The organism is Ruegeria sp. AM2, assembly GCF_056540685.1.
Map to the genome: position 1 here is coordinate 76,430 of NZ_JBQFXE010000011.1, position 20,630 is coordinate 97,059.

Sequence of the window (20,630 nt, forward strand, 5' to 3'; positions counted from 1 at the left end):
TACGGCAATACTGCTACATCTGACATTAGTGTTCGGAGTCCTGTTTTTGGCGCGGTCCGCTGGCGCGAGCGACAGTTTCCTGGACCCGCAGGGACCAATTGCGGCGGTTCAAAGAACGCATCTGATAAGAGCGACGGTTCTTATCATGATCGCTGTAGTTCCTGTTCTGATCCTCGTGCCGTTCATCGCCTTTCGGTATCGGCGTCGTGCGAAAAGCGCGGCGGTCTACCGACCCCATTGGGATTTTTCAGCAAAGCTGGAATTTCTGATGTGGGGCATACCGGTTCTGATCGTCATAATTCTCTCGGTCTACCTATGGAAAGCGACCCACAGGCTTGACCCATACAGCGCACCATTCGGCGAGGAACCCGCGTTGCGGGTGCAGGTTGTTGGTCTCGATTGGAAATGGCTGTTCATTTACCCCGATCTGGGAATTGCCAGTGTGGGGGAGCTGGGCATTCCAACCAAACAGCAGGTTGCTATGACGCTGACGACAGACACGGTGATGCAGTCATTTTTGATCCCGGCGCTGGCGGGGCAGATTTACGCGATGCCAGGCATGACGACCCAATTGCACATCGTGGCAGATACGCCCGAGACGATGTTGGGAGAAAACACGCAGTACAACGGTCGTGGCTTTACCAAACAAAAGTTCAACACCAAGTCGATGACGCCTTCCGATTTCAACGCTTGGGTAGAAAAAGTCAGGACCAACGGAATTCTGCTGGACCCGGCCACGTACAATACACTTGCAATGCGAACCGACCGCGATGAGGTTCAGGCCGCGCTCGGCACACCGCAGATGCCCGAGAATGCGCTGTATTTCACTCTGGATGACGGTGACCTCTTCCATACGATCCTCGGCAGGTATCACAGCGGAGAATCCTTGGCGCCAAACCAGCAACCCGGGACCGTTTCATTCGGGCAGGAGGCCAGTCAATGACATCCACTGACAGCTTCTTTGGCCGCCTTAGTTGGGATGCATTTCCCGTCGCTGGACTTATCCAGAACCCCGGAGCGAACGAAATCGTTGCGAACGCCGCCGCCGCAATCGTCTTGATTGGGGCCGCGACCGTTATCGGCCTGCTGACATGGTTTCGTTTGTGGGGACCGCTTTGGCGGGATTGGTTGACCAGCGCGGACCACAAGAAAATCGGCATCATGTACATCGTGTTCGCGATCGTCATGCTGGCACGCGGGGTCTTGGAAGGCGTCGTGATGCGCGCGCAACAGGCGATGGGCCCCGGGGATGGGTTTCTGGAACCGGAACACTTTGCCGAGCTGTTCAGCACGCACGGGACGATTATGGTCTTTTTTGTTGCCGTGCCGTTTGTGTTCGGCGTCGCCAACTACCTTGTTCCACTGATGATAGGCGCGCGTGATGTCGCTTTTCCGGTCATGAACCAGATCGGGCTGGGCCTGACGGTTTCGGCGGGCATGATGCTGATGATCTCGCTTGTTATTGGTGAGTTTTCAACCGGTGGCTGGACAGCTTATCCGCCTTACACAGGTGCCGCGTTCAACCCCGGGGTAGGGCCAGATTATTGGATTTGGGCCATTGTCGTGTCCGGAATTGGCACCACCCTGACAGGCATAAATTTCGCCGTCACAATCTACAAACTACGCGCGCCCGGAATGAAATTCATGCGGTTGCCGATGTATTGCTGGACGATCATCTGCAGTTCGATCCTGATTGTGTTTGCAATGCCGCCTTTGGGCGTAGCCGCGTTGTTGCTCGCCGCTGATCGCTATCTGGATTTCCACTTTTTCACCAATGATCTCGGCGGCAACATGATGAACTATGCCAATCTGTTCTGGTTGTTCGGCCACCCCGAGGTATATTTGCTGGTTTTGCCGGCCTATGGCATCTATTCCGAAGTCTTCGCGACGTTCTCGGCCAAACGGCTTTACGGATACAACTCGCTGGTCATCGCGACCATGTCCATCGCGGTGCTGTCGTTCACGGTGTGGCTACACCATTTCTTCACGATGGGACAAAGCGCACTTATCAACGCGGTGTTTGGAATAGCCACCATGCTGATCGCTATTCCTACGGGCGTGAAGGTCTATGACTGGATGGCGACCTTGTACCGTGGCCGCATTCGGTTCTCGGTACCCATGCTGTACGGCCTGGCCTTCCTGATGCTTTTCGTGATCGGAGGGTTGAGCGGAGTAATCCTGGCCAACCCAACCGTTGACTACCAGGTTCACAACACCTTGTTTCTTGTCGCGCATTTCCACAATGCGCTGCTGCCGGGCGTGCTGTTTGGGCTGCTGGCCGCCTACAACTACTGGTTCCCCAAAGCCTTCGGCTTCCGCCTGAACGAGTTTTGGGGACGTGTGTCCGTTGCCTGCTGGACGGTCGGCTTCCTTTTGACCTTCATGCCGCTCTATTTCGTCGGCCTTATGGGAATGCCGCGACGGTCTTTCAGCTATAGTGACCCGTCTTTCCAACCCTTCATGATAGTCGCCATCATCGGGGCGCTGATCATTACCTGCGGCCTATTTTCGGTCCTGATCCAACTTTGGGTCAGTATTCGGGACCGGGAAAAGACACAGGTGCCTGTTGGCGATCCATGGGATGGACGTACACTGGAATGGTCAATCCCGGCCCCGCCGCCGCCTTACAACTTTGCAATTGTTCCAACCGTGACTGAACGGGATGATTTCGCCGCCGCGAAAGAGCGTGGAGAGGCCTACCCTGACGCGGACGCATACGAGGACATCGTGATGCCTCGCAACACTGGAATCGGTTTTATTCTATGCGTGCTCAGCGGTGTTTGGATGTTTGCTTTGGTGTGGTGGATCTGGTGGCTGGCCGCCGCGATGACGATCCTGATCATTCTGGCCATCATCGTCTGGAGCTTTGACACCAGCACCGAACTGATCATTCCAGCTGAGGAGGTCAGAAAGGATCACGAAGCCTGGCTTGCCTTGGTCCACAGTTCGAAAGCGGTTGATCGCGATCATGAGAGTGCTCCAGAGAACTGCGGCCTTGCCCGACCGGATATGGAGGCGGTGACATGAAGCGCGCGCCATCGCACAGTTATCCGGGGATCAACCTCGGCGAAAATCACGCCAGCGCGGACAAAGCATCTGAGGTCGTAACTTTCGGCTTTTGGGTCTTCTTGATGAGCGATCTGGTCTACTTCGGCCTGATGTTCGCGATCTACATCACGATGATCGATGCGCAGGCCGGCGGGCCCGGACCACATGAATTATTCGATCTCAAAAGCGTCTTTGCCCAGACTCTGATCTTGCTGACCAGCAGCTTTACGGTTGGTCTGGCCATGCTTGCGTTAAAATACAACCTGCCGCGTGCACGGATTGTCCTCTGGTTTGGAGTCACGTTGTTTCTAGGGCTGTGCTTTCTGGTGCTTGAGATTCGGGATTTCATGAACATGGCCGCTCAGGGAGGCATACCGCAGCGTAGTGGATTTCTGTCCGCGTTCTTTGGTCTCGTGCCACTACACGGGCTTCACGTCGCCGCCGGGTGTCTGTGGTTGATCGTGTTAGGCATCCAGCTACGCGTCATGGGGATGACCGACCTCGTGAAATCTCGCGTCGTGCGTTTGGCACTTTTCTGGCATTTCCTCGACCTGATCTGGATCGGCATCATTACCATCGTGTATTTCGGAGGGCTGGCCTATGGATAGACGAACGGAAATGCACCGGCGCGAAAGGCGCAGATATGCAATCGGCTATGGCGGATCGTTGCTGCTGACCCTGATCGTATTCCTGATCGCTTACGTCTATGGGATCGAAACGCCCGGAGTTTACTTTTCAATCGGTCTGCTCGGGCTGACGCAGCTGCTGGTGCAACTGGTCTACTTCTTGCATATCGACCGCCGCCGCAGCAGCCGTGAAGACCTGGACCTGGTCCTGTTCTCAACCCTCGTTTTGTTGATCATCATCGGTGGAACGGTCTGGATCATGGGCAATCTGGCCCTGCGCATGCATATGCACGTCATGTAAGGGTCGAAAGGCGCAAACCCAACCATAACGCCAGCCAGCACAGTGCAAGACTGACCAATATGTTGCCAGCCGCCAATGCGACTGAGCGTTCTCGGTGCAGTTGCAAGGACTGATAGGCAAAGCTCGAAAACGTCGTGAACCCGCCGCAGAAACCGAACACCAAACGCCTTTCTTCTTCTCCCATCTCGACCGGTCCACCCAGGTAACCGATCCAGAGGCCCAAAAGCAGGCTGCCCACAACGTTTACGATCAAAGTGGAAATCGGAAGGTTGTGCGTGATGCGAAGCGAAAGCCAATGGCGTAAAACCGCACCCAATCCACCGCCCAACCCGAACATCGCATGCAGATAGAGGTCGGTCATTTTGCCTCTCTCCTGCCGAAACGGCGGCCCAGCATTTCTCCGAACATTGCGGCCCCTAAACCCGCGGTGATCTCCGCGAGGATGGCGATGACAACGCTCCAGCCGTTTGTTTCCGCGAGCCTCTCAAGTTCGGCAACAAAAGACGAGAAGGTCGACAGCCCGCCGCAGAACCCAACCGCACCCAGATGCAGTACATGCGCGTGAATTTTGTTACGAATTGCGTAAAGCCACCCGAGGATAAAACAGGCGACGATGTTGATGCCGAATGTCTCGGTCAGAAAAGGGGCACCCGGAATGCTATGAGAAAAGACCTCACGAAACAGGGAACCAGCTGCTCCGCCTGAGAACACCGCAGCGTACATCAAGGTCCGATCACCAAATGACGTGTTTGAATTGGCCACTGTGCCCGACCCGAGATTCCTTGTGCTACGTCCGGATTACCGGTTGAGCCCGCTCGGATCAACCAAAGCGCCACCATCCAACACGACCTCAAATTGCCGTTAGTTCGCATGGGCTGCGGGACAATCACTTGCAATCAAACGCCAATCTGTTCAACGATTGCCGCGATGGTCAGGACGAACGCTCAACCCGTCATCTATGAACTCAGCGCGTAACAGCCAAGGAGATTCCAATGATCGTACGCAGGATTTACTTTGCGGTTGCCTTTCTAGTGTTGCCGCTGACGGTAATCGTTGGGATGCTTTGGACGCCAGCATTTTGGTTGCTTGTCTTGGTTTTGCCTTACGTTTTCGTCGGCGCTTATGATCTGCTGACAACGCGCCACAACGTTCTCAACAACTACCCTGTTCTGGGCCATTTCCGCTATATGTTGGAGTTTGTCAGCCCCGAAATTCGACAGTACTTTGTAGAAACCAACGAAAGCGGGCGGCCATATAATCGGATCATCCGCGCCTTGGTCTATTCCCGCGCCAAAGGCCAACAGGACACCCAAGCCTTCGGGACCCAATATGACATCACCGAGACGGGTTACCACCGCGCCAACCACTCACTTGCGCCGAAACATGTGGACGAGGCGGAAGAACGGATCATGCTTGGCGGTCCACAATGCGAAAAGCCCTATCATGCCTCTCGCCTGAACGTGTCCGCCATGAGCTTTGGGGCATTGAGCGCAAATGCAATCATGGCATTGAATGGCGGCGCAAAGGATGGCGGGTTTGCGCACAATACGGGCGAGGGCGGCCTTTCTCCACACCACTTGTCGCAAGGCGGCGATATCATTTGGCAGATTGGCACGGGCTATTTCGGCTGCCGCACGCCCGAGGGTGGATTTGACAAAAATGCGTTTGCCAAAAAGGCGCAAAAGGACGTGGTGAAGGCGATTGAGATCAAGCTCTCTCAGGGCGCCAAGCCATCACATGGTGGCGTGTTACCGGCCGCCAAGGTGGACGAAGAAATTGCGGAAATCCGCGGCGTTCCGTTGCATCAGGATGTGATCTCACCGCCGACACATTCGGCTTTCGAAGGCCCTACGGGTTTGATGCACTTTGTTCAGCATTTGCGTGAAATGTCGGGCGGCAAACCGATCGGATTCAAGCTTTGCATCGGTAAACCGTCTGAGTTCATGGCCATCTGCAAGGCAATGCTAGAGACCGGAATCCTGCCGGATTTCATTACAGTCGACGGTGCCGAAGGCGGCACCGGCGCAGCACCCGTCGAGTTCACCAACCGACTGGGCATGCCATTGAACGAAGCATTGGTTTTTGTGGACAACTGCTTGCGGGGTGTCGGCCTGAGGGACAAAATCCGCGTGATCTGTTCGGGCAAAGTTGCCACCGGATTTGACATGATCGAGAAATGTGCGCTTGGGGCCGACATGTGCAATGCCGCCCGTGCGATGATGTTTGCCGTGGGGTGTATTCAGGCGTTGCATTGCAATACGAACCGTTGCCCCTCGGGTGTGGCAACACAGGACCCGATCCGCGGGCGCGCCGTAAATGTCCCGCAAAAACGCCAACGGGTGCACCGCTTTCACGATGCAACCCTGGAAAGCTTTCGTGAAATTCTGGGTGCTATGGGCAAACAGAAAGTCGCAGATCTTCATCCCTCGGACATTCTACGCCGGACGGCGGATGAGCACGAAAAAACCTATGCTGACCTATACGAGCTTCTTGAGGAAGGAGCCCTGTTAAAAGACGACTTGCCACCAGATTTTGCCGCTGATTGGCGACATGCGACGGCAGATCATTTCTGAGCGTTTTTCAAACGACGATCTACTGACCTGGTCAGCGAGAAATTTCTCTGGGGTGGTTTGCGGCATGTGTGTGGATTTTGCGAACGCTCCACTCAACCGCGTCGCGCATTGTCGCCCCCAACGCGTCGTCAAAGGCCCTGACCAGATCCGGCGTCTCGTCACTCGCCGCCACGACGTTTTCCTGAAACGAGCTTGAAGCAATGATCTTGTCTTCGAACTCATCAATGATTTTGATGTTGAGGCGCACTTCGACCCGAACCGTTTTGGTGTTGTTTTCGTCGCTGATGACAACGCCTTGAAATTCACGCAAATCAGGCGCGATGACATAATCGGCGCGCAAACCCACCGTCGAGCGGCCAACTGCTGCCACCCGGTTGGAATTTTCGTAGCTTTCCACAAGCAGCGCCTGCACGATCAGCGGAGCCCGATCGACCCAACGGGCGCGGGGCAGATATTGGACCTGCAATGCGGTAGGTTGGATCGCGATCTGATCCGTGTTCACCGCCGCCGTCGCCGTCGGCTCTTCGACAACAATCTGCCGTTGAACTTGTGGCAGGGATGTCGAGAAGGTGCTTTTGGGCGTCAGCAGATACAGGTCATTGGGCTTTGACGCCTGACGAAGCGTTCCCAATCCGGTGCAGCCAACAAGCGACGCAAGCACAAGAACCAATAATGCAGGCTTAATCATTGCCGAAACTCCGATGCTTGGGTGCCCAGAAGGAAACGTGCAGGATCACGTTCAAGCTTGTCGACCAACCGGTCGAGGCTGATGGTCAAACGTTGCGCTTCTTCGATAAAGCGCGTGAATTGCGGCAGGCCAACCCGAAGAAAATCCGACAGCTGGCGGCGGTTGTCCTGGATTATTCCGTCAATAGTACCCAGCAGATTAGAGGCAGATTTAGATGCGCTCAGGATATCCGCCGAGATGTCGTCAATCCTGTCGGTGACTTTGGTGACCGTCGTCGCCACCTGATTGGCCGCATTGCGGATATCCTTGACCACCGCAGCCACATCTTCGTCCATCACGCGGTTGACCGAGTCAAAGGCGGTTTCGGCCGATTTCAGCGCCGCTTCAGCCGTTTTCATAGTTGCACTGATCGTGCCCAAAGTCGTGTTTGCATTCACGAATGTCTCGGTGATGGTCGCCAAGGATGCGCGACCTTCTTGTGACAACACAATAAGGTTGTCAGCCAATTGCGACCCTTTCTGAACAAAGGGTTGGACGTCCTGAGCGATGACTTGCTGGGCCGTTTTCAAAGTCTCGTCTGCGGTTTCCAGCGCCGTCTTGGCGGAAACGGAAGCCTCTTTGATGCTGTTCAGAGTGTCTGTGCCGGTCGTCAGTGTCTTCTCAGCCGTATCCGCTAACTGATCGAGCCGTTTGGTAAAATCACCAATCTCCTTGGCCGCGCCACCCAAATCACTGGATAGAGATTCAAAATCGGACAAGGTCTTGTCCAAACGACCCGAAGCCGAAGCAAGATTAGCCAGAATATCGGATACAGACTTTCGGTTCTGTTCGTCCACAACCGAATTCAAATCTTCAATCAGCTTGATCGCCTTTTCAAGCAGCAGGGGCGCGCCCTCAAAAAGGGATTGGATCGCGCTTCGTTTGCTTTGGATCAGACTGTTATCAGGCAATCGCTCGGCCGAAGATGACCCGCCTGTCAGTTCCACATAGGCAACTCCCGTGACCCCCAGGGATTGAAGCTGTGCAATCGTTTCCTTGGTGACCGGAATGTCAGCGTCGACCTCAAGCCGGACGCGGACCTTGGATGGGTCTTCGTCGTCCAGCCGCAGAGAAATCACCTGACCCACGGGCAAGCCGTTATAGCTGACGCCACCGGCAGCGGACAGGCCCGAAACATTGTCGAAAAGAACCTCGTAATAGGCATATTGCCGCGAGACCTCAAACTTTGCGAGCCAAAGGAAGAACCCGAAGACACCCAGGATGCCCGCAAGTGTGAATGCGCCGATTAGAACGTAGTTTGCTCGGGTTTCCATCGCCTCTACCTGTTCTGCCCTTTTAGCTGCGCTGCTCGGGCGCGGGGGCCGGTGAAGTATTCCTGCACCCACGGATGATCCACATGGGTCATCTCTTCTATGGGACCTTCAACCAAGACGTGCTTTTCTGCAAGCACTGCAATGCGGTCACAAATGGCGTAAAGGCTGTCGAGGTCGTGGGTCACCATGAAAACGGTCAACCCCAGCGCCTGCTGAAGCTCTCCAATGAGATCGTCATATGCCGCAGCACCTATCGGATCCAACCCGGCTGTTGGTTCATCCAGAAAGACGATCTCGGGGTCCAAAGCCAATGCGCGCGCCAGCGCAGCCCTTTTCCGCATGCCGCCGGACAATTCTGACGGAAACTTGCCGCAACTCAGTTGTGGTAAGCCCACTAGGCTGATCTTGAGGCCCCCAAGCGCTTTCATCAAGCTCTCGCTCAACCCGGTGTGTTCGCGCATCGGAGCCATGACGTTTTGCAAGACGGTCAGGGACGAAAACAGTGCACCATCCTGAAACGCCACGCCCCAGCTTCTTTCGATACGTTGACGATCAGCCTCGGGCCCATTGAGAACATCGACCCCAAGCACCTCAATACTGCCTGCGGCGGGCCTGTTAAGACCGACAATCGTGCGCAGCAAAACGGATTTCCCGGTGCCCGAGCCTCCGACAACACCCAGAACTTCACCCCGCCAAACGTCCAGATCGAGGTCTTTATGCACAACCTGATCACCAAACTGATTGGTCAGGTTGCGGACGCGAATGACGGCCTGTCTTTGCGCCTCTGTCTTTGTGTCGTCCTGTAGGGTCGCTCCATCCATGTCAGACACCTAAGACCGAGAAAAAGATTGAGAACAATGCGTCCAACGCGATGACCATGAAGATTGATTGCACAACCGAAGCGGTGGTGCGCTGCCCAACGCTTTCGGATGACCCTTTGACTTGCATCGCCTGCCAGCAGGCAATCACACCAATGACCAGTGCAAAGAACGGTGCCTTGATCATCCCGATCGCCAATTGCCAGACGCCGGTGTTTTCCTTCAAGCGGGTCAGAAACATGCCAGGGCTGACCCCCAGATCAATCCAACTCATCAACGCGCCGCCGATCAGGCCCGAGACGTCTGCGACAAAGCCAAGAATAGGGAGAGTGATCAGCAGGGCCACGACGCGCGGGATCACCAGAACTTCGATTGGGTCCAGCCCCAAAGAGCGCATGGCGTCAATCTCTTCTTGAACCTTCATCGAGCCGATGGAGGCCGTAAACGCCGACCCGGACCGACCCGCAACAATAATGGCCGTCAACAGGATACCCAATTCCCGCAGGATCGAGATTGAGATCAGTTCGACCACGAATATCTCGGCACCGAACTGCTTAAGCTGTGTGGCGCCCTGAAAGGCCAGCACCACTCCGATCAAAAAACCCATCAGCGCAATAATGGGCAACGCCTTGAACCCGGTCTGTTCCATCTGGGACACCAATGCCGCGCGGCGCAAACGCCAGGGCATTATCATCGTACGGACCAGCCGGTGAAGCGTGAGGCCAAGAAACTCCAAAACGGAGAGTGTTTCTTTCCAGCTTCCAACCGTTCGTTCACCCAGTTTCGCAAGCCAGTTGATAAACCCGCGCGGTGGGTCAGCTTCACCCAACTTGTCCGGAATGCTGCGGGTCACCGTCTCAATCAGTGACAAGTGTGCGGGTTTGAGACCATTGTATTGTACGCTCGCGCCACCTTCGGTCAACCGACGCGACAAATCCGCGATCATCCATGCGCCGCCGGTGTCTATCGCCTCAAGCCCAGACATGTCGAGGACAACACCCTGATTGACGGGTGCAATGGATTTGAAGCCTTTTTCAACTATTTCCAGCGATTGCGTCACCAGATTACCGGAAATCCGGATACAAACGCCGGTTGCATCGGTTTCAGTGGTAATCGTCGGTTGCGTCATGGCGGTATGTGATGTGAAACAGCTATCGGCTGCAACGGAATTGTGGCCTTTTCCGGAATTTTGACGGTGGGGATTGCCAAGGGGTTACAGTCGATTCAGGGGACAAACCCACGTGGGGCACTGAAAATCCGCATACCCGTCAGAGCAATGACTAAATCGGGTTGAATGAGAACGGGAACGCCGACAAAGTCTGCCTGAATCTCTGTCTCGAACCTGGAGAGTGTGAATGCGGCGCGCTGGAAATGTTCTATTCATTATTATCGACCAACTGCGCGCAGACTGCCTGAATGGAGCGTTGGCGGCGCATGTTGAACTGCCGAACCTGCGGAAACTCATGGATGATGCGGTGACGTTCAACAGGCACTATTCGGTCACCAACCCGTGCGGGCCATCGCGCACTTCATTGCTTACGGGTCAATATGCCATGAACCACCGCTCGGTCCGGAATGGAGCGCCACTGCGGCATGACACACCCAATATTGCCACCGAAATGCGAAAGGCGGGGTATCTACCCCAGTTGTTCGGATACACGGACACGTCAGCGGACCCACGCCATTATGATGCCAACGACCCGGCGCTGAAGACTTATGAGTATCCAATGGTTGGATTTCACGAGGTCGTCGAAATGCGCCTTGAGGAATCCTATCCCTGGCAATCGCACCTGATGCGAAAAGGATATTCGTTTGAAGACTACATGGATGTATTCAAACCTGTTTCAAAAAATGGTGGAAAACCAAAACTGAACGATCCCGCCCTGTATCGGGCAGAAGACAGTGACACCGCATTTCTGACCGATGCATTTCTAAATGGGATTGCCGCCTACCACAAAGAAAACTGGTTCGCGCACCTGACTTATATTCGTCCCCACCCACCACTGGTCGCGCCCGAACCCTACAACAAGATGTATGACCCTCGGTCGATCCCGCTTCCAGACGTCCTGGAATCGCCCGAACACGAATGTGCGCTGCACCCGTTCTTTGAGCCGACAATCAAAAGCAGTCACCCAGCCGATACGGTAAGTGGTTTCGAAGACGTTCCACCTACAATCGAAAACATCCAGACGCTGCGCTCAGTCTATCTTGGACTGGCAACCGAGGTAGACTATCACATTGGCCGCATTCTGCAATTTCTGAAGGACAGCGACCAGTATGATGACACGCTGCTTGTGATCACCGCCGACCACGGCGAAATGTTGGGCGACCGCCACACCTGGGGCAAGATGACTGTCTATGATGCAGCTTATCACACGCCTTTGATCATTCGGATGCCGGGCACCAAACATGGCAGGGTGGTAAACGTACCGACGGAATCCGTCGATGTCACACCGACTATTCTGGAGTGGGTTGGGCAAGACGTACCGAACTCGATGGATGGACGGTCCTTGTTGCCGATATTGAACGGAGCGATTCCGCCAGACTGGCGTGATTATTCATATAGTGAACTGGATTTCTCTGAGCCAGAGAACCCTACGCTTTGGCAGCAAGGGTTAGGCACCGGTAACAGCGACTCGTGCCTGAGTATCATTCGGGATTCGCGTTTTACTCTGGTTGAATTTGCAGGCGACTTGCCCCCGATCCTGTTCGATCATCGAGGTCGGGGTGAACAGCAGAACGTTGCTGATAAACCCGAGTTCTCCGCCGATCTTGCGCGGCTGGGGCGTCTAATGTTGCGGCATCGGATGCGCAACGCCGACCACACACTGTCGCTTGAGACAATTACAGCTGAAGGGCCCAAAAGGCAAAAACGGTACGTTTAGAGGACTGACTTGGGGCCAATATTCCGGGACGCGCATTAACTGTAGGCCCTGCGCAATTGCATTGAAGCCCTCAAGGTCCAGAACCCCTACACCTGCACCGTATCTGATGCTAGGCATAAGCTGCAACGAGGGGGCGAAGTTGGAGATTTCTGAACAGCGCATCAAGGCAATGACAACGGCTGGGCTGAACCTCATTGGCCAAGCTTTATCCATATACGACAACAGGTTGCGCCTTGTCGTCTGCAACCTCCGTTTTCAAGAAATGTTTGACCTTCCTGACGATTTGGTTCGGCCCGGCGCGTTGTTTAGTGACACCATCCGCTTTCTTGCCAGCCGCGGGGAATACGGCGATTTGCAGAACGTCGAAGACATGGTTCAACAACGCGTCGAACAGGCTTTAGCGTTCGAACCCCACTACATCGAACGTGCCCGCCCTAACGGGCAGGTGATCTCTGTCGAGGGGGCACCGCTGCCGACAGGAGGTTGGGTTGCGGTATACACAGACATATCACGCACGCAGCGGGTCGAGAACCTTTTGCGGACCCGATCTGAAGAGCTCTCGGACCAATTGTTGAGCCACGCCCAAGAACTGTCCGCAACGAACCGGCAGCTCGCTGCGACGATATCCGCATTGGAAGAGGCCAAGCGTCAGCTGACCGAGATCGAAGCGCGGACCCGCATGACGACCGAGATGATGCCCGCGCATATTGCCCACCTGGATGCCGACATGCGGTATATCTATTCAAACCGTCGCCTGAGCTCGGTCATGCCGGGTCGGCCGTCCGACATTCTCGGTCTGCATGTCTCTGAGGCTTTGGGGCCTGCGGCCTATGAGCGGGTCAAGGAACATCTTGAGCGCGCCTATTCCAGTCACCCGTCGGTGTTTGAATTCACTGAAGACCACGACTCTCGCCGGTTGCGGGTTTCGTTTACACCGGACGGGAGCGGCGGTATTTATGTCATGTCGGTGGACATCACCGAGGAAACCCAAGCGCGCGTTGCCTTGCAACAAACCCGTCGCCGAGCGATGGCGGCGCAAATGACAAGCGGATTGGCCCATGATTTTTCCAACTTGCTGACCATAATACTGGGCATGCAGGCCCGGTTGGACAAAATGAACCTTCCCGAAGAGGCCGAAAAACTGGTCGCCGCAACGCAACAAACCGCACGACGCGGAGGTCAGTTGTTGAACAGAATTGCCGACATGACAGGGAACAGAACTCCGCAACCGCGCGCCACGGACATGCGGGAACTGATGGAGGACCTCAGAACGCTGGCCACCCCATCTCTCCCGCGAGGCATCGGGCTGTCAGTTGTAAATGCACTGCCGGATCGCGCTCTCATGCTGGACCCCGGTATGTTGCAGGATGCGCTGTTGAATTTGGTTCTGAATGCCCGGGATGCCTGCGGCTCATCCGGCCAAATAACAATCAGCGCGCATTCCATAGGCACAATCTGGACGGAAATAACGGTTTCGGACACCGGACCGGGATTTTCGCCCGAAGCCCTGGAAAAAGCGCTTCACCCGTTTTTTACAACGAAGGGTCGCGATGGCTCTGGGTTGGGATTGCCGATGGTCTACGACACCGTCAAACTTTCTGGCGGAGATTTGCACCTGCGCAATACGCCTTTCGGTGCGACCGTCGTCTTACGCCTGCCTTACAGGCCCGCACCGGCAGATCAGGCGGGTTTGGTTCTACTGGTCGAAGACGATGATGAGTTGCGAGGTCAATTCCGCGAGCTTCTTGTCGAAATGGGGTGTTCCGTGATCGAGGCAACGTCGGCGGCCGAAGCCATTGCACTGGCACAGGACGTCAAAGACATTCAGCTTATTCTGTCTGATATTCGCCTAAAGGGTCAGGGCACCGGTCTCGATGTTGTAGAGCAAAACAAGGGAAAATTGCCGTGTATTCTTATGACATCGCTGCAGAACTCCGATCCGCTTCATCGCCAGGCCCTAACCCTTGCTCCGGTCTTGCAAAAGCCATTTAACCATGCCCAATTGGCGGCACTGATCCGCACAAAGGCCGCGCGATGAGCCAACCACTGGTGACCATCCTAGATGATGAGCCCGAAATCCGCAGAATGCTGACGGACGCTCTGGAAGATGCCGGATTTCGCACCCAGAGCTTCGCACGCGCGCGGGAATTTGAAGCAGCTCTCAAGCGGGTCACGCCGGACGTGTGTCTGGTGGATTTGTCTTTGCCGGACACGGATGGTCTCGCCCTTGTGCATCGTCTGGCGTTGGAGCAGGGCGCAGCGGTCATCATCATTTCCGGTCGGGCGCAAGTGCAAGACCGCGTCACCGGTTTAGAGTTGGGCGCGGACGACTATATAACCAAACCGTTTGACCCTGCCGAAGTTGTGGCCCGAATTCGCGCCCGGCTGCGATCACCCCGAGCATTGGTTCAAAGCGGGGATGTTGCAGTTTTCAATGGCTGGACAGCCCATTTTGACAGGTATGTTCTGGTAGATGCAGAGGGCGATGAAACACCGTTCAGTCACGCCGAGGGCGAAGTCTTACGGCTGTTTCTGGAAAGCCCAAAAAGACTGATCAGCCGTACCCGCATGCAGGAAATGTTGGGTAGCGGCGCTGGGGAAAGCTTTGATCGCGCCATGGATGTTCGGATTTCGCGGCTGCGTACCAAACTGAAGGAAAATCCGCGAAACCCGCAACTGATAAAGACCATCTACGGTGCCGGGTACATTTTTTTGGGGCAAGTAGAATGGCATTGACCGAGATATAGACGGTACAACCGGTCGTCTTGGCTTGGTCCCCGCCCAGGATGCTCATTCGCGGAGTGCATTGTCTTTGACCTTCAGAACTGGCTGGACGAGGTATTCCCAAACTGTTCTCCGGCCAGAAAGTATATCCACCTCAGCGATCATGCCCGGGATAGTTTCAACCGCAACACCTGCTGCGTCCAACATGGTGCCTGAAGTCTGTATCTCCACCACAAACACCTCTTCCTCTGAACGCTCCGTTCGGGTGACAGTGTCCGCGCCGATGCGAATGATTTCACCGTCCAGACCACCATATCTTGAATAGTCATAGGCCGTAATCTTCACATTCACGGGCTGTCCCGGGTATAGAAACGCGATGTCCTTGGGCCTTACATATGCCTCGACCAACAGCGAGTCGTCCAACGGCACAATTTCGATCAGCTTTTCGCCTCTCCGCGCAAGGCCACCAAGCGTCGTTCGATGAATTCGATTGACGACGCCGCGAACCGGGGCTCGGATTTGGGCACGATCAGCTCTGTATTGCAGGGCCGGTAACGATGGCTGCAACGTCGCAAGCTCTGCCGTTACAAGAGCGAAATCAGTCAAAGCAGCGCTGCGAAACCTGTTTCGTGTGGCGTCTATACGGTCGTCAATCTCATCCAAACCCGTTCTTAGCCTGTTGATCACTGCCGCTGCCCGGACTTTACGGCCCTGCCATTCCGCTTCGTCGCGCCGCAACGCCAACAAAGTTGTCGCCGGCTCCATGTGTCGTTCAACCAAAGGTTCCATCATAGACCGTTCTTCGGTTAGAACCTTTAGTGTTTCAACTGCCGTAACCTGATCGACCAACCCTTCCTCGTATTCCTGCCGACGCTGCATACGCTGGCGTTCAAGGATGGCTACTTCGGCCAGAAGTTCGGCCTGCCGACCGCGAAAAAGCGCCAGTTCGGACTGGACTACAGTCGGAGCCATGCGTGCCAAATCTTCCCCAAATATCAGATCTGTACCGTCGATTTCCGCCTGAAGGCGCTGTGCGCGCGCCTTCAATCCGTAAACCCTTTGACGTTCTTGACTCAGTTCGCTGTCAATTTGCGTTGCATCCAACTCCATCAGCAAACTGTTTTCTTCGACGATTTCGCCCTCGCTCACGTGAAGATGTTGCAATACGCCGGGCTCTGTTGCCTCTATCAGCTGGATGTCTCTGGATGGAACAATTCTGCCGTCCGCACGAACCACATTGTCCAATTCGGTAAACCTGGCCCAAAGCACCGCCGAAACCAAACACGCTAGAATGACGGCTAAAAGTAAAGAGCCGCGCAACGGTGACTGGCCTTTGATCTCGCGGGCCAGACGGTCCAGGTCAGGATGCCGCGACATTGAGATGCCTCCCCTGTTTGCGGATACGTTGGGTCAGTAGGGACTTAGGACCATCCGTTCCTACCTTACCGTCTTCGATAACAATGATCCTGTCGACCAATTCCAAAAGGCTGGTGCGATGGGTTACGACCACCATCGTCGTATCGTCGCCCGCCGCCTTCAATCGGCGAATGATCTCGGTTTCGCTTCTGACATCCATCGCGCTTGTCGGCTCATCCAAAAGCATGATCGGAGGGCGTCCGATCAACGCTCGCGCCAAAGCTATCGCCTGACGTTGCCCACCGGACAGACCTTCACCTCGTTCGCCCAAACGCTGGTCATACCCGCTGGGATGGCGCGAGACAAAATCCTCAACACCCGAAATCCGACCAGCACGAATCAGATCATCTTCCTTCGCATTGGTCGCCCCGCTTGTAATGTTGTCGCGAATTGATCCAGAGAACAGCCAGATGTCCTGCATGACGGAACCGATGTTCCTGCGAAGGTCGCCGGGATCAATTTGCCGAATGTCCAATCCGTCGACCATCACTGACCCAACGCGCGGTTGATAAAGCCCCAGCAACAACCGTGCGATTGTGCTTTTCCCGGACCCAATTTGTCCGAGGATCGCAACTTTTTCACCCGGCTCGATCGCAAAAGTCAGCCCCTTTAGCGCGTCTTCGGATTGCTCGGGGTACGAAAAATACACATTGTTGAAAGCGATCCGGCCGTTCAGTTGCGTACGATTGACCCAGCTTCGTCTGTCCGGGCGCTCATTTGGCGCATTCATCAACCCATCCAGATTTCGATATGCACTGCGCGCCTGATTTACCCGCGTCAAAGTCTGCGCCAGTTGACCCATTGGTGCCAGCGCTCTTCCGGTCAACATGACCGCGGCGACCAAAGCCCCCATAGTCGCGTTACCAGCCGTAACAAGGAACACCCCATAGAAAACAACCAAAACCTGCGCCGTTTGCTGAACAAATCCCGTCAGATTCAGCGCAAATTGGGTAATCGCCCTGCTGCTTTTTCCGTGCGACGAATGACGCTCCATCGCTTCGCTCCAACGGTTGCGCATATGCCTTCCCGCAGCAGTGGTTTTTATCGTTTCCAGTCCCGTAATCGCCTCGACAAGGACCGTCTGTTTTGACTGCCCGTCCGAGAAACTCCGCTCGGCAAGGCGTGACAAAAACGGTTGGATCGCCATTCCGGTGACAAGAACAACGGGAACTGCCAGCGCTGGAACAAACGCCAATGGGCCTGCTATCAAGTAGATTGCTGCGACAAAAATCACCACAAACGGCAGATCGACAACGGCCGCAAGCGTGGCAGAGGTAAAAAACTCTCGAAGCGTTTCGAACTCTCGCACCGTGCTTGTTGTGGCTCCGGTTGAACCCACGCGAGAGTCCAAACGGATGTTGAGCAGTTGGTCGAACACGCGACGGCCAATCGACATATCCGCGAACTGACCGGCGCGATCTATGAACCCGGCCCGCAAGAGTTTCAACATGAAGTCAAAAACCAGGGCCAGACCAACGCCAATTGTCAACGCAATCAAAGACTCGGTCGCACCGTTAGGCAAAACGCGATCATAAACGATCATGATAAAAACCGAAGTCGACAATCCAAGCAGGTTCGCCACGGCGGCGGCCAAGGCAACCTGAAAATATGACCACCGGTTGGCCGACAACGCCGACCAAAGCCAGTGCCCGCGACGGTCAACGTCTGCTGAATCTACCCCTTCTGTGTGCTCTCTGCGAAACAGGATCGCATACCCGGTATAATCTTTTTGAAGCTCATTTTCCCTGACTTCGCCCGCCCCCTCACCCAAGTGGGGGTCAAAAACAAGCAAGTCGCCATTGTCCGATCGACCATGATATACGACGGCCCGATCACCTTCTAGCAGCAAGATCGCAGGGCAGAGCGCGGCATTAAACGCATTCAGGGGCCGGGCTCCAAATGCCGCCTGTAAACCGCCGCGGCGCGCGATATCGATGACGTCTCGCACCGTCAGACTGTCTGTGCTACCGGACAGACCGGCATGAAGTGACGCCACGGTCAACGGGCGTTCCAGTGTTTTGGCCACGTTTAGCAGGCAATTTTCCAAAGCGGTCAGTTCGATTTTTTCGGCGTGCATCACAACCCATCCCAAATACCAAGTGAGACACCCAGCAGATCCAAAATGTCACCCGTCAGACTAAGCGCGGCATAATTCGTGAGGAAAAAGTTCTGTTCTGCGAGGATCAGGCGTTCTTGCGCGTTTACGTAGTCTCGTTGTGCGTCGAGAATGTCCAAAAGGCTGCGGCGCCCGATCCCGAATTGCTCACGCGCTGCGACGATACTGTCCTTGTTCGCCTTTACGGCGGTTCGCGCCTGTCGCAACCTGTCTGCACCCGCTTCCTGGTCGGATCGGATGAAACCCAGTTCGCGGCGAATTTCACGCACAAGGACCTCTCGGTCTGCAATGGCTTGTGCAACGCGCGCTTCGGCCCCCGCGATGGCCGCTTGGCGTTGCCCCGTGCTGTCGATCTCATAATTTACGACGACATCAACACCAAAGTCTGCGGAATCCAGGTCATCCCGCACGGCAAATGCGGCGGCTCGAACTTCTGGTCGCCGACGCGCTTGCGCAGCGGCCTGCTCGGCGCGTGCGGCGACAATCGTCGCATCGGCCCGTCGAACTTGCGGGCTGTCCATGACAATCTGATCATCAGTCCGCCTCATTTTGGGAGCAGGAACCACCGCGGGCAAAGCGCCGGCCGGAGTTCCGAAAACTTCGATGAAGCGCGCCTCGGCGCGACTCACCCGCGCCTTGGCATCTGCAAATTGGGTGCGCGCGTCCGCCGTGCGCGAGCTTGCCACCAAAGCGTCCGCCTTTGACCCTGCGCCGCTTTGGGTCCTGTCGGCAATCTGCTTTTCAATGCTCTCGTGAAACGAGACGTTGTTTTGCGCGATTTCAAGAAGCTTCCTGCGGTCCAATACCGCAACGTAAGATTCAATTGCAGCCAGGGCCGTCGCCGAAGCCGTTTGCAATTGGTCGCCACGGCTTTCCAGAACTTCTGCGCGCGCGGCGGCCAGACCGCCTGCTGCAACACCCCCATCGTAAACCAATTGTGACACCCGAAAATAAGGTGACACGTCGCCCAGGTCGGATTGCAAGCGTTCGCTGCGCGCGTTCAGACCAAGAGATACTTGCGGAAGAAACGCCCCGCGCGCGGCGTCCTGATTTGCATGCGCAATCTGTATTTGAGTGTCCGATTGTGCCAGATTCGGGTTGCTTTGCACGGCGGCTTTGACGCGTTTTCCGAATTCGCTTTTTGACAATCGATCTGAAACTGAGACCGCACCTGCACCTGTTGTGCCGCTGGCAAAGGACATCTCGACCTGCGAAACACTGGGTGGGGGGGTGCACGCCGAAAGACCGACAATCGACGCGAAAATCAACGCGATTTCATGTCGTTGCATCAGCCACCTCACTTTTGATATCTGCCCCGGCCACATCCTCGGCCAACGCTGTCAAAAAGTCGTTGTACGAGGTTTCTTGTTCTGTCGCGCCGTCCTTGGAGTAATCCGAGAACGGCCTGAGCCAAATGCTATGAGCCAAGGAAATTTTGTGCGCGAGAACAAGCTCGAGCGCGCCGCTTGTTGCAAGCATAGTCAATTGTGCTTGGGGTAGTTGCTTCAGGCGAGCGTCATCAACGCGCATATATGCAGAAGGATGACTTTCCACACCATGAGAATGAAACGGCACCAACAGGTCCATTTCTGAAACAAGTGCCGCCAACCATCTGGTTTGCGCAGCCGCAGCTTCACGAGCCTGTAAGAATTCGGCAACTTTTGCCAGCTCTGGTGAGAGTCGCCCCTTCTCGTCAAAGAAAGGGCGGCCACCGGGTGCGCCGGTCACCAGCCCCGAGGACTCGTCCACAAAAAGCTGTCGATTGCCCGTTGGCGAAGCATCATCGCTTTTCGAGCCGGCAGAAAAGGGAAAACAACGCAAGGCTGAAGGTACATAGGCAGCGCGCCATTTCCCTGCAGGCGACACGTATGGCGTCGGCGCTCCGGGGGATATGCTCAGCAACGCCACTGGTTCGATGACTGAGTTGCGGCTGGTGAAGACAATGGGACACGCGGCTGCGACCAGCTGCAATTCCTCTGCCACGATCGCACATTCGGACCAAAAGCGGGCAAATTGGTACGATGCAAATGGATGCCAGAATTTGTACCTGTGACGCGTGTGGCTGACTGGAAATAGGCCATTCTGTGCCATCGGACATTCCTTGTTAGTTGATTTTACTCAA

The 20,630-nt window shown here is 55.4% G+C and carries 18 protein-coding genes; 8 read left to right on the forward strand and 10 right to left on the reverse strand.

The features are described from left to right. Positions 1 to 145: 145 nt before the first annotated feature. Genes ACR0CR_RS17130 through ACR0CR_RS17145 form a run of 4 tightly spaced genes read left to right on the forward strand, consistent with a single transcriptional unit; the run spans position 146 to position 3,975 of the window. Positions 146 to 943, forward strand: a complete 798-nt coding sequence (locus tag ACR0CR_RS17130; protein ID WP_480601425.1) for a cytochrome ubiquinol oxidase subunit II — start codon at positions 146 to 148, stop codon at positions 941 to 943. Beyond that, entirely contained in the window at positions 940 to 3,027 is a 2,088-nt protein-coding gene (locus ACR0CR_RS17135) for a cbb3-type cytochrome c oxidase subunit I (protein WP_480601428.1), read from the forward strand. Before ACR0CR_RS17130 ends, ACR0CR_RS17135 begins: the two co-directional genes overlap by 4 nt. Then, positions 3,024 to 3,656, forward strand: a complete 633-nt coding sequence (locus tag ACR0CR_RS17140) for a cytochrome c oxidase subunit 3 (RefSeq protein ID WP_480601430.1) — start codon at positions 3,024 to 3,026, stop codon at positions 3,654 to 3,656. The genes ACR0CR_RS17135 and ACR0CR_RS17140 overlap by 4 nt, the downstream gene beginning before the upstream one ends. Continuing rightward, positions 3,649 to 3,975 carry a cytochrome o ubiquinol oxidase subunit IV gene (locus ACR0CR_RS17145; protein WP_480601432.1) on the forward strand — a complete coding sequence of 109 codons (327 nt, stop codon included), beginning with the start codon at positions 3,649 to 3,651 and terminating at the stop codon, positions 3,973 to 3,975. The genes ACR0CR_RS17140 and ACR0CR_RS17145 overlap by 8 nt, the downstream gene beginning before the upstream one ends. Here the strand turns inward: ACR0CR_RS17145 and crcB are convergent. Together crcB and ACR0CR_RS17155 are read right to left on the reverse strand one after the other, a co-directional pair. Next, positions 3,968 to 4,336, reverse strand: coding sequence for a fluoride efflux transporter CrcB (crcB, locus tag ACR0CR_RS17150; RefSeq protein WP_480601434.1), 369 nt, complete (start codon positions 4,334 to 4,336; stop codon positions 3,968 to 3,970). The genes ACR0CR_RS17145 and crcB overlap by 8 nt on opposite strands. Beyond that, positions 4,333 to 4,737, reverse strand: coding sequence for a fluoride efflux transporter FluC (locus ACR0CR_RS17155; protein ID WP_480601436.1), 405 nt, complete (start codon positions 4,735 to 4,737; stop codon positions 4,333 to 4,335). Before ACR0CR_RS17155 ends, crcB begins: the two co-directional genes overlap by 4 nt. Before the next feature lie 230 nt (positions 4,738 to 4,967). Between ACR0CR_RS17155 and ACR0CR_RS17160 the strand changes: the two genes are divergently transcribed. Next, positions 4,968 to 6,548, forward strand: coding sequence for an FMN-binding glutamate synthase family protein (locus ACR0CR_RS17160; protein ID WP_480601438.1), 1,581 nt, complete (start codon positions 4,968 to 4,970; stop codon positions 6,546 to 6,548). A gap of 31 nt (positions 6,549 to 6,579) precedes the next feature. Here the strand turns inward: ACR0CR_RS17160 and ACR0CR_RS17165 are convergent, their stop codons facing one another. The 4 genes from ACR0CR_RS17165 to ACR0CR_RS17180 are packed head-to-tail and all read right to left on the reverse strand — an operon-like array spanning position 6,580 to position 10,496. Then, positions 6,580 to 7,236: an ABC-type transport auxiliary lipoprotein family protein gene (locus ACR0CR_RS17165; protein ID WP_480601441.1), complete on the reverse strand. Its 657-nt coding sequence runs from the start codon at positions 7,234 to 7,236 to the stop codon at positions 6,580 to 6,582. Further along, the gene (locus ACR0CR_RS17170) at positions 7,233 to 8,549 is read right to left on the reverse strand and encodes an MlaD family protein (protein ID WP_480601443.1); all 1,317 of its coding nucleotides are present in this window, start codon (positions 8,547 to 8,549) and stop codon (positions 7,233 to 7,235) included. Before ACR0CR_RS17170 ends, ACR0CR_RS17165 begins: the two co-directional genes overlap by 4 nt. 5 nt (positions 8,550 to 8,554) lie before the next feature. Continuing rightward, a complete protein-coding gene (locus ACR0CR_RS17175) occupies positions 8,555 to 9,370 on the reverse strand; it encodes an ABC transporter ATP-binding protein (RefSeq protein ID WP_480601446.1) in 816 nt (271 codons plus the stop codon). Position 9,371: 1 nt separating this feature from the next. Beyond that, positions 9,372 to 10,496 (reverse strand): MlaE family lipid ABC transporter permease subunit, encoded by a 1,125-nt coding sequence (locus ACR0CR_RS17180; protein ID WP_480601448.1) that lies wholly within the window; start codon positions 10,494 to 10,496, stop codon positions 9,372 to 9,374. A 226-nt stretch (positions 10,497 to 10,722) separates the two neighbouring features. On the opposite strand from ACR0CR_RS17180, the gene ACR0CR_RS17185 reads away from it, so the two are divergent. The 3 genes from ACR0CR_RS17185 (at position 10,723) to ACR0CR_RS17195 (ending at position 14,988) form a co-directional block, all read left to right on the forward strand. Continuing rightward, positions 10,723 to 12,252: a sulfatase-like hydrolase/transferase gene (locus ACR0CR_RS17185; RefSeq protein WP_480601450.1), complete on the forward strand. Its 1,530-nt coding sequence runs from the start codon at positions 10,723 to 10,725 to the stop codon at positions 12,250 to 12,252. A gap of 169 nt (positions 12,253 to 12,421) precedes the next feature. Next, positions 12,422 to 14,290 carry a hybrid sensor histidine kinase/response regulator gene (locus ACR0CR_RS17190; protein WP_480601540.1) on the forward strand — a complete coding sequence of 623 codons (1,869 nt, stop codon included), beginning with the start codon at positions 12,422 to 12,424 and terminating at the stop codon, positions 14,288 to 14,290. After that, complete coding sequence (locus tag ACR0CR_RS17195; RefSeq protein WP_480601452.1) at positions 14,287 to 14,988, forward strand: response regulator transcription factor; 702 nt, start codon at positions 14,287 to 14,289, stop codon at positions 14,986 to 14,988. Before ACR0CR_RS17190 ends, ACR0CR_RS17195 begins: the two co-directional genes overlap by 4 nt. Before the next feature lie 54 nt (positions 14,989 to 15,042). Here ACR0CR_RS17195 and ACR0CR_RS17200 read toward each other — a convergent pair whose 3' ends face one another. From ACR0CR_RS17200 to ACR0CR_RS17215, 4 genes are read right to left on the reverse strand one after another with little or no spacing between them, the layout of a single operon-like run. Further along, a complete protein-coding gene (locus tag ACR0CR_RS17200; protein WP_480601454.1) occupies positions 15,043 to 16,353 on the reverse strand; it encodes an HlyD family type I secretion periplasmic adaptor subunit in 1,311 nt (436 codons plus the stop codon). Continuing rightward, positions 16,337 to 18,469: a type I secretion system permease/ATPase gene (locus tag ACR0CR_RS17205; RefSeq protein ID WP_480601457.1), complete on the reverse strand. Its 2,133-nt coding sequence runs from the start codon at positions 18,467 to 18,469 to the stop codon at positions 16,337 to 16,339. The genes ACR0CR_RS17200 and ACR0CR_RS17205 overlap by 17 nt, the downstream gene beginning before the upstream one ends. Then, a complete protein-coding gene (locus ACR0CR_RS17210) occupies positions 18,469 to 19,797 on the reverse strand; it encodes a TolC family protein (RefSeq protein ID WP_480601459.1) in 1,329 nt (442 codons plus the stop codon). The genes ACR0CR_RS17205 and ACR0CR_RS17210 overlap by 1 nt, the downstream gene beginning before the upstream one ends. After that, on the reverse strand, positions 19,784 to 20,599 hold the full coding sequence (locus tag ACR0CR_RS17215) for a SapC family protein (protein ID WP_480601461.1): 816 nt from the start codon (positions 20,597 to 20,599) through the stop codon (positions 19,784 to 19,786). Before ACR0CR_RS17215 ends, ACR0CR_RS17210 begins: the two co-directional genes overlap by 14 nt. Positions 20,600 to 20,630: the final 31 nt, after the last annotated feature.

What these genes read in the sequence shown, in the direction of transcription:
- ACR0CR_RS17130 (WP_480601425.1), top strand. Translation starts at nt 146, where the DNA reads ATGATCGCTGTAGTTCCTGTTCTGATCCTCGTGCCGTTCATCGCCTTT.
- ACR0CR_RS17135 (WP_480601428.1), top strand. Translation starts at nt 940, where the DNA reads ATGACATCCACTGACAGCTTCTTTGGCCGCCTTAGTTGGGATGCATTT.
- ACR0CR_RS17140 (WP_480601430.1), top strand. Translation starts at nt 3,024, where the DNA reads ATGAAGCGCGCGCCATCGCACAGTTATCCGGGGATCAACCTCGGCGAA.
- ACR0CR_RS17145 (WP_480601432.1), top strand. Translation starts at nt 3,649, where the DNA reads ATGGATAGACGAACGGAAATGCACCGGCGCGAAAGGCGCAGATATGCA.
- crcB (WP_480601434.1), bottom strand. Translation starts at nt 4,336, where the DNA reads ATGACCGACCTCTATCTGCATGCGATGTTCGGGTTGGGCGGTGGATTG.
- ACR0CR_RS17160 (WP_480601438.1), top strand. Translation starts at nt 4,968, where the DNA reads ATGATCGTACGCAGGATTTACTTTGCGGTTGCCTTTCTAGTGTTGCCG.
- ACR0CR_RS17165 (WP_480601441.1), bottom strand. Translation starts at nt 7,236, where the DNA reads ATGATTAAGCCTGCATTATTGGTTCTTGTGCTTGCGTCGCTTGTTGGC.
- ACR0CR_RS17170 (WP_480601443.1), bottom strand. Translation starts at nt 8,549, where the DNA reads ATGGAAACCCGAGCAAACTACGTTCTAATCGGCGCATTCACACTTGCG.
- ACR0CR_RS17175 (WP_480601446.1), bottom strand. Translation starts at nt 9,370, where the DNA reads ATGGATGGAGCGACCCTACAGGACGACACAAAGACAGAGGCGCAAAGA.
- ACR0CR_RS17180 (WP_480601448.1), bottom strand. Translation starts at nt 10,496, where the DNA reads ATGACGCAACCGACGATTACCACTGAAACCGATGCAACCGGCGTTTGT.
- ACR0CR_RS17185 (WP_480601450.1), top strand. Translation starts at nt 10,723, where the DNA reads ATGCGGCGCGCTGGAAATGTTCTATTCATTATTATCGACCAACTGCGC.
- ACR0CR_RS17190 (WP_480601540.1), top strand. Translation starts at nt 12,422, where the DNA reads ATGACAACGGCTGGGCTGAACCTCATTGGCCAAGCTTTATCCATATAC.
- ACR0CR_RS17195 (WP_480601452.1), top strand. Translation starts at nt 14,287, where the DNA reads ATGAGCCAACCACTGGTGACCATCCTAGATGATGAGCCCGAAATCCGC.
- ACR0CR_RS17200 (WP_480601454.1), bottom strand. Translation starts at nt 16,353, where the DNA reads ATGTCGCGGCATCCTGACCTGGACCGTCTGGCCCGCGAGATCAAAGGC.
- ACR0CR_RS17205 (WP_480601457.1), bottom strand. Translation starts at nt 18,469, where the DNA reads ATGCACGCCGAAAAAATCGAACTGACCGCTTTGGAAAATTGCCTGCTA.
- ACR0CR_RS17210 (WP_480601459.1), bottom strand. Translation starts at nt 19,797, where the DNA reads ATGCAACGACATGAAATCGCGTTGATTTTCGCGTCGATTGTCGGTCTT.
- ACR0CR_RS17215 (WP_480601461.1), bottom strand. Translation starts at nt 20,599, where the DNA reads ATGGCACAGAATGGCCTATTTCCAGTCAGCCACACGCGTCACAGGTAC.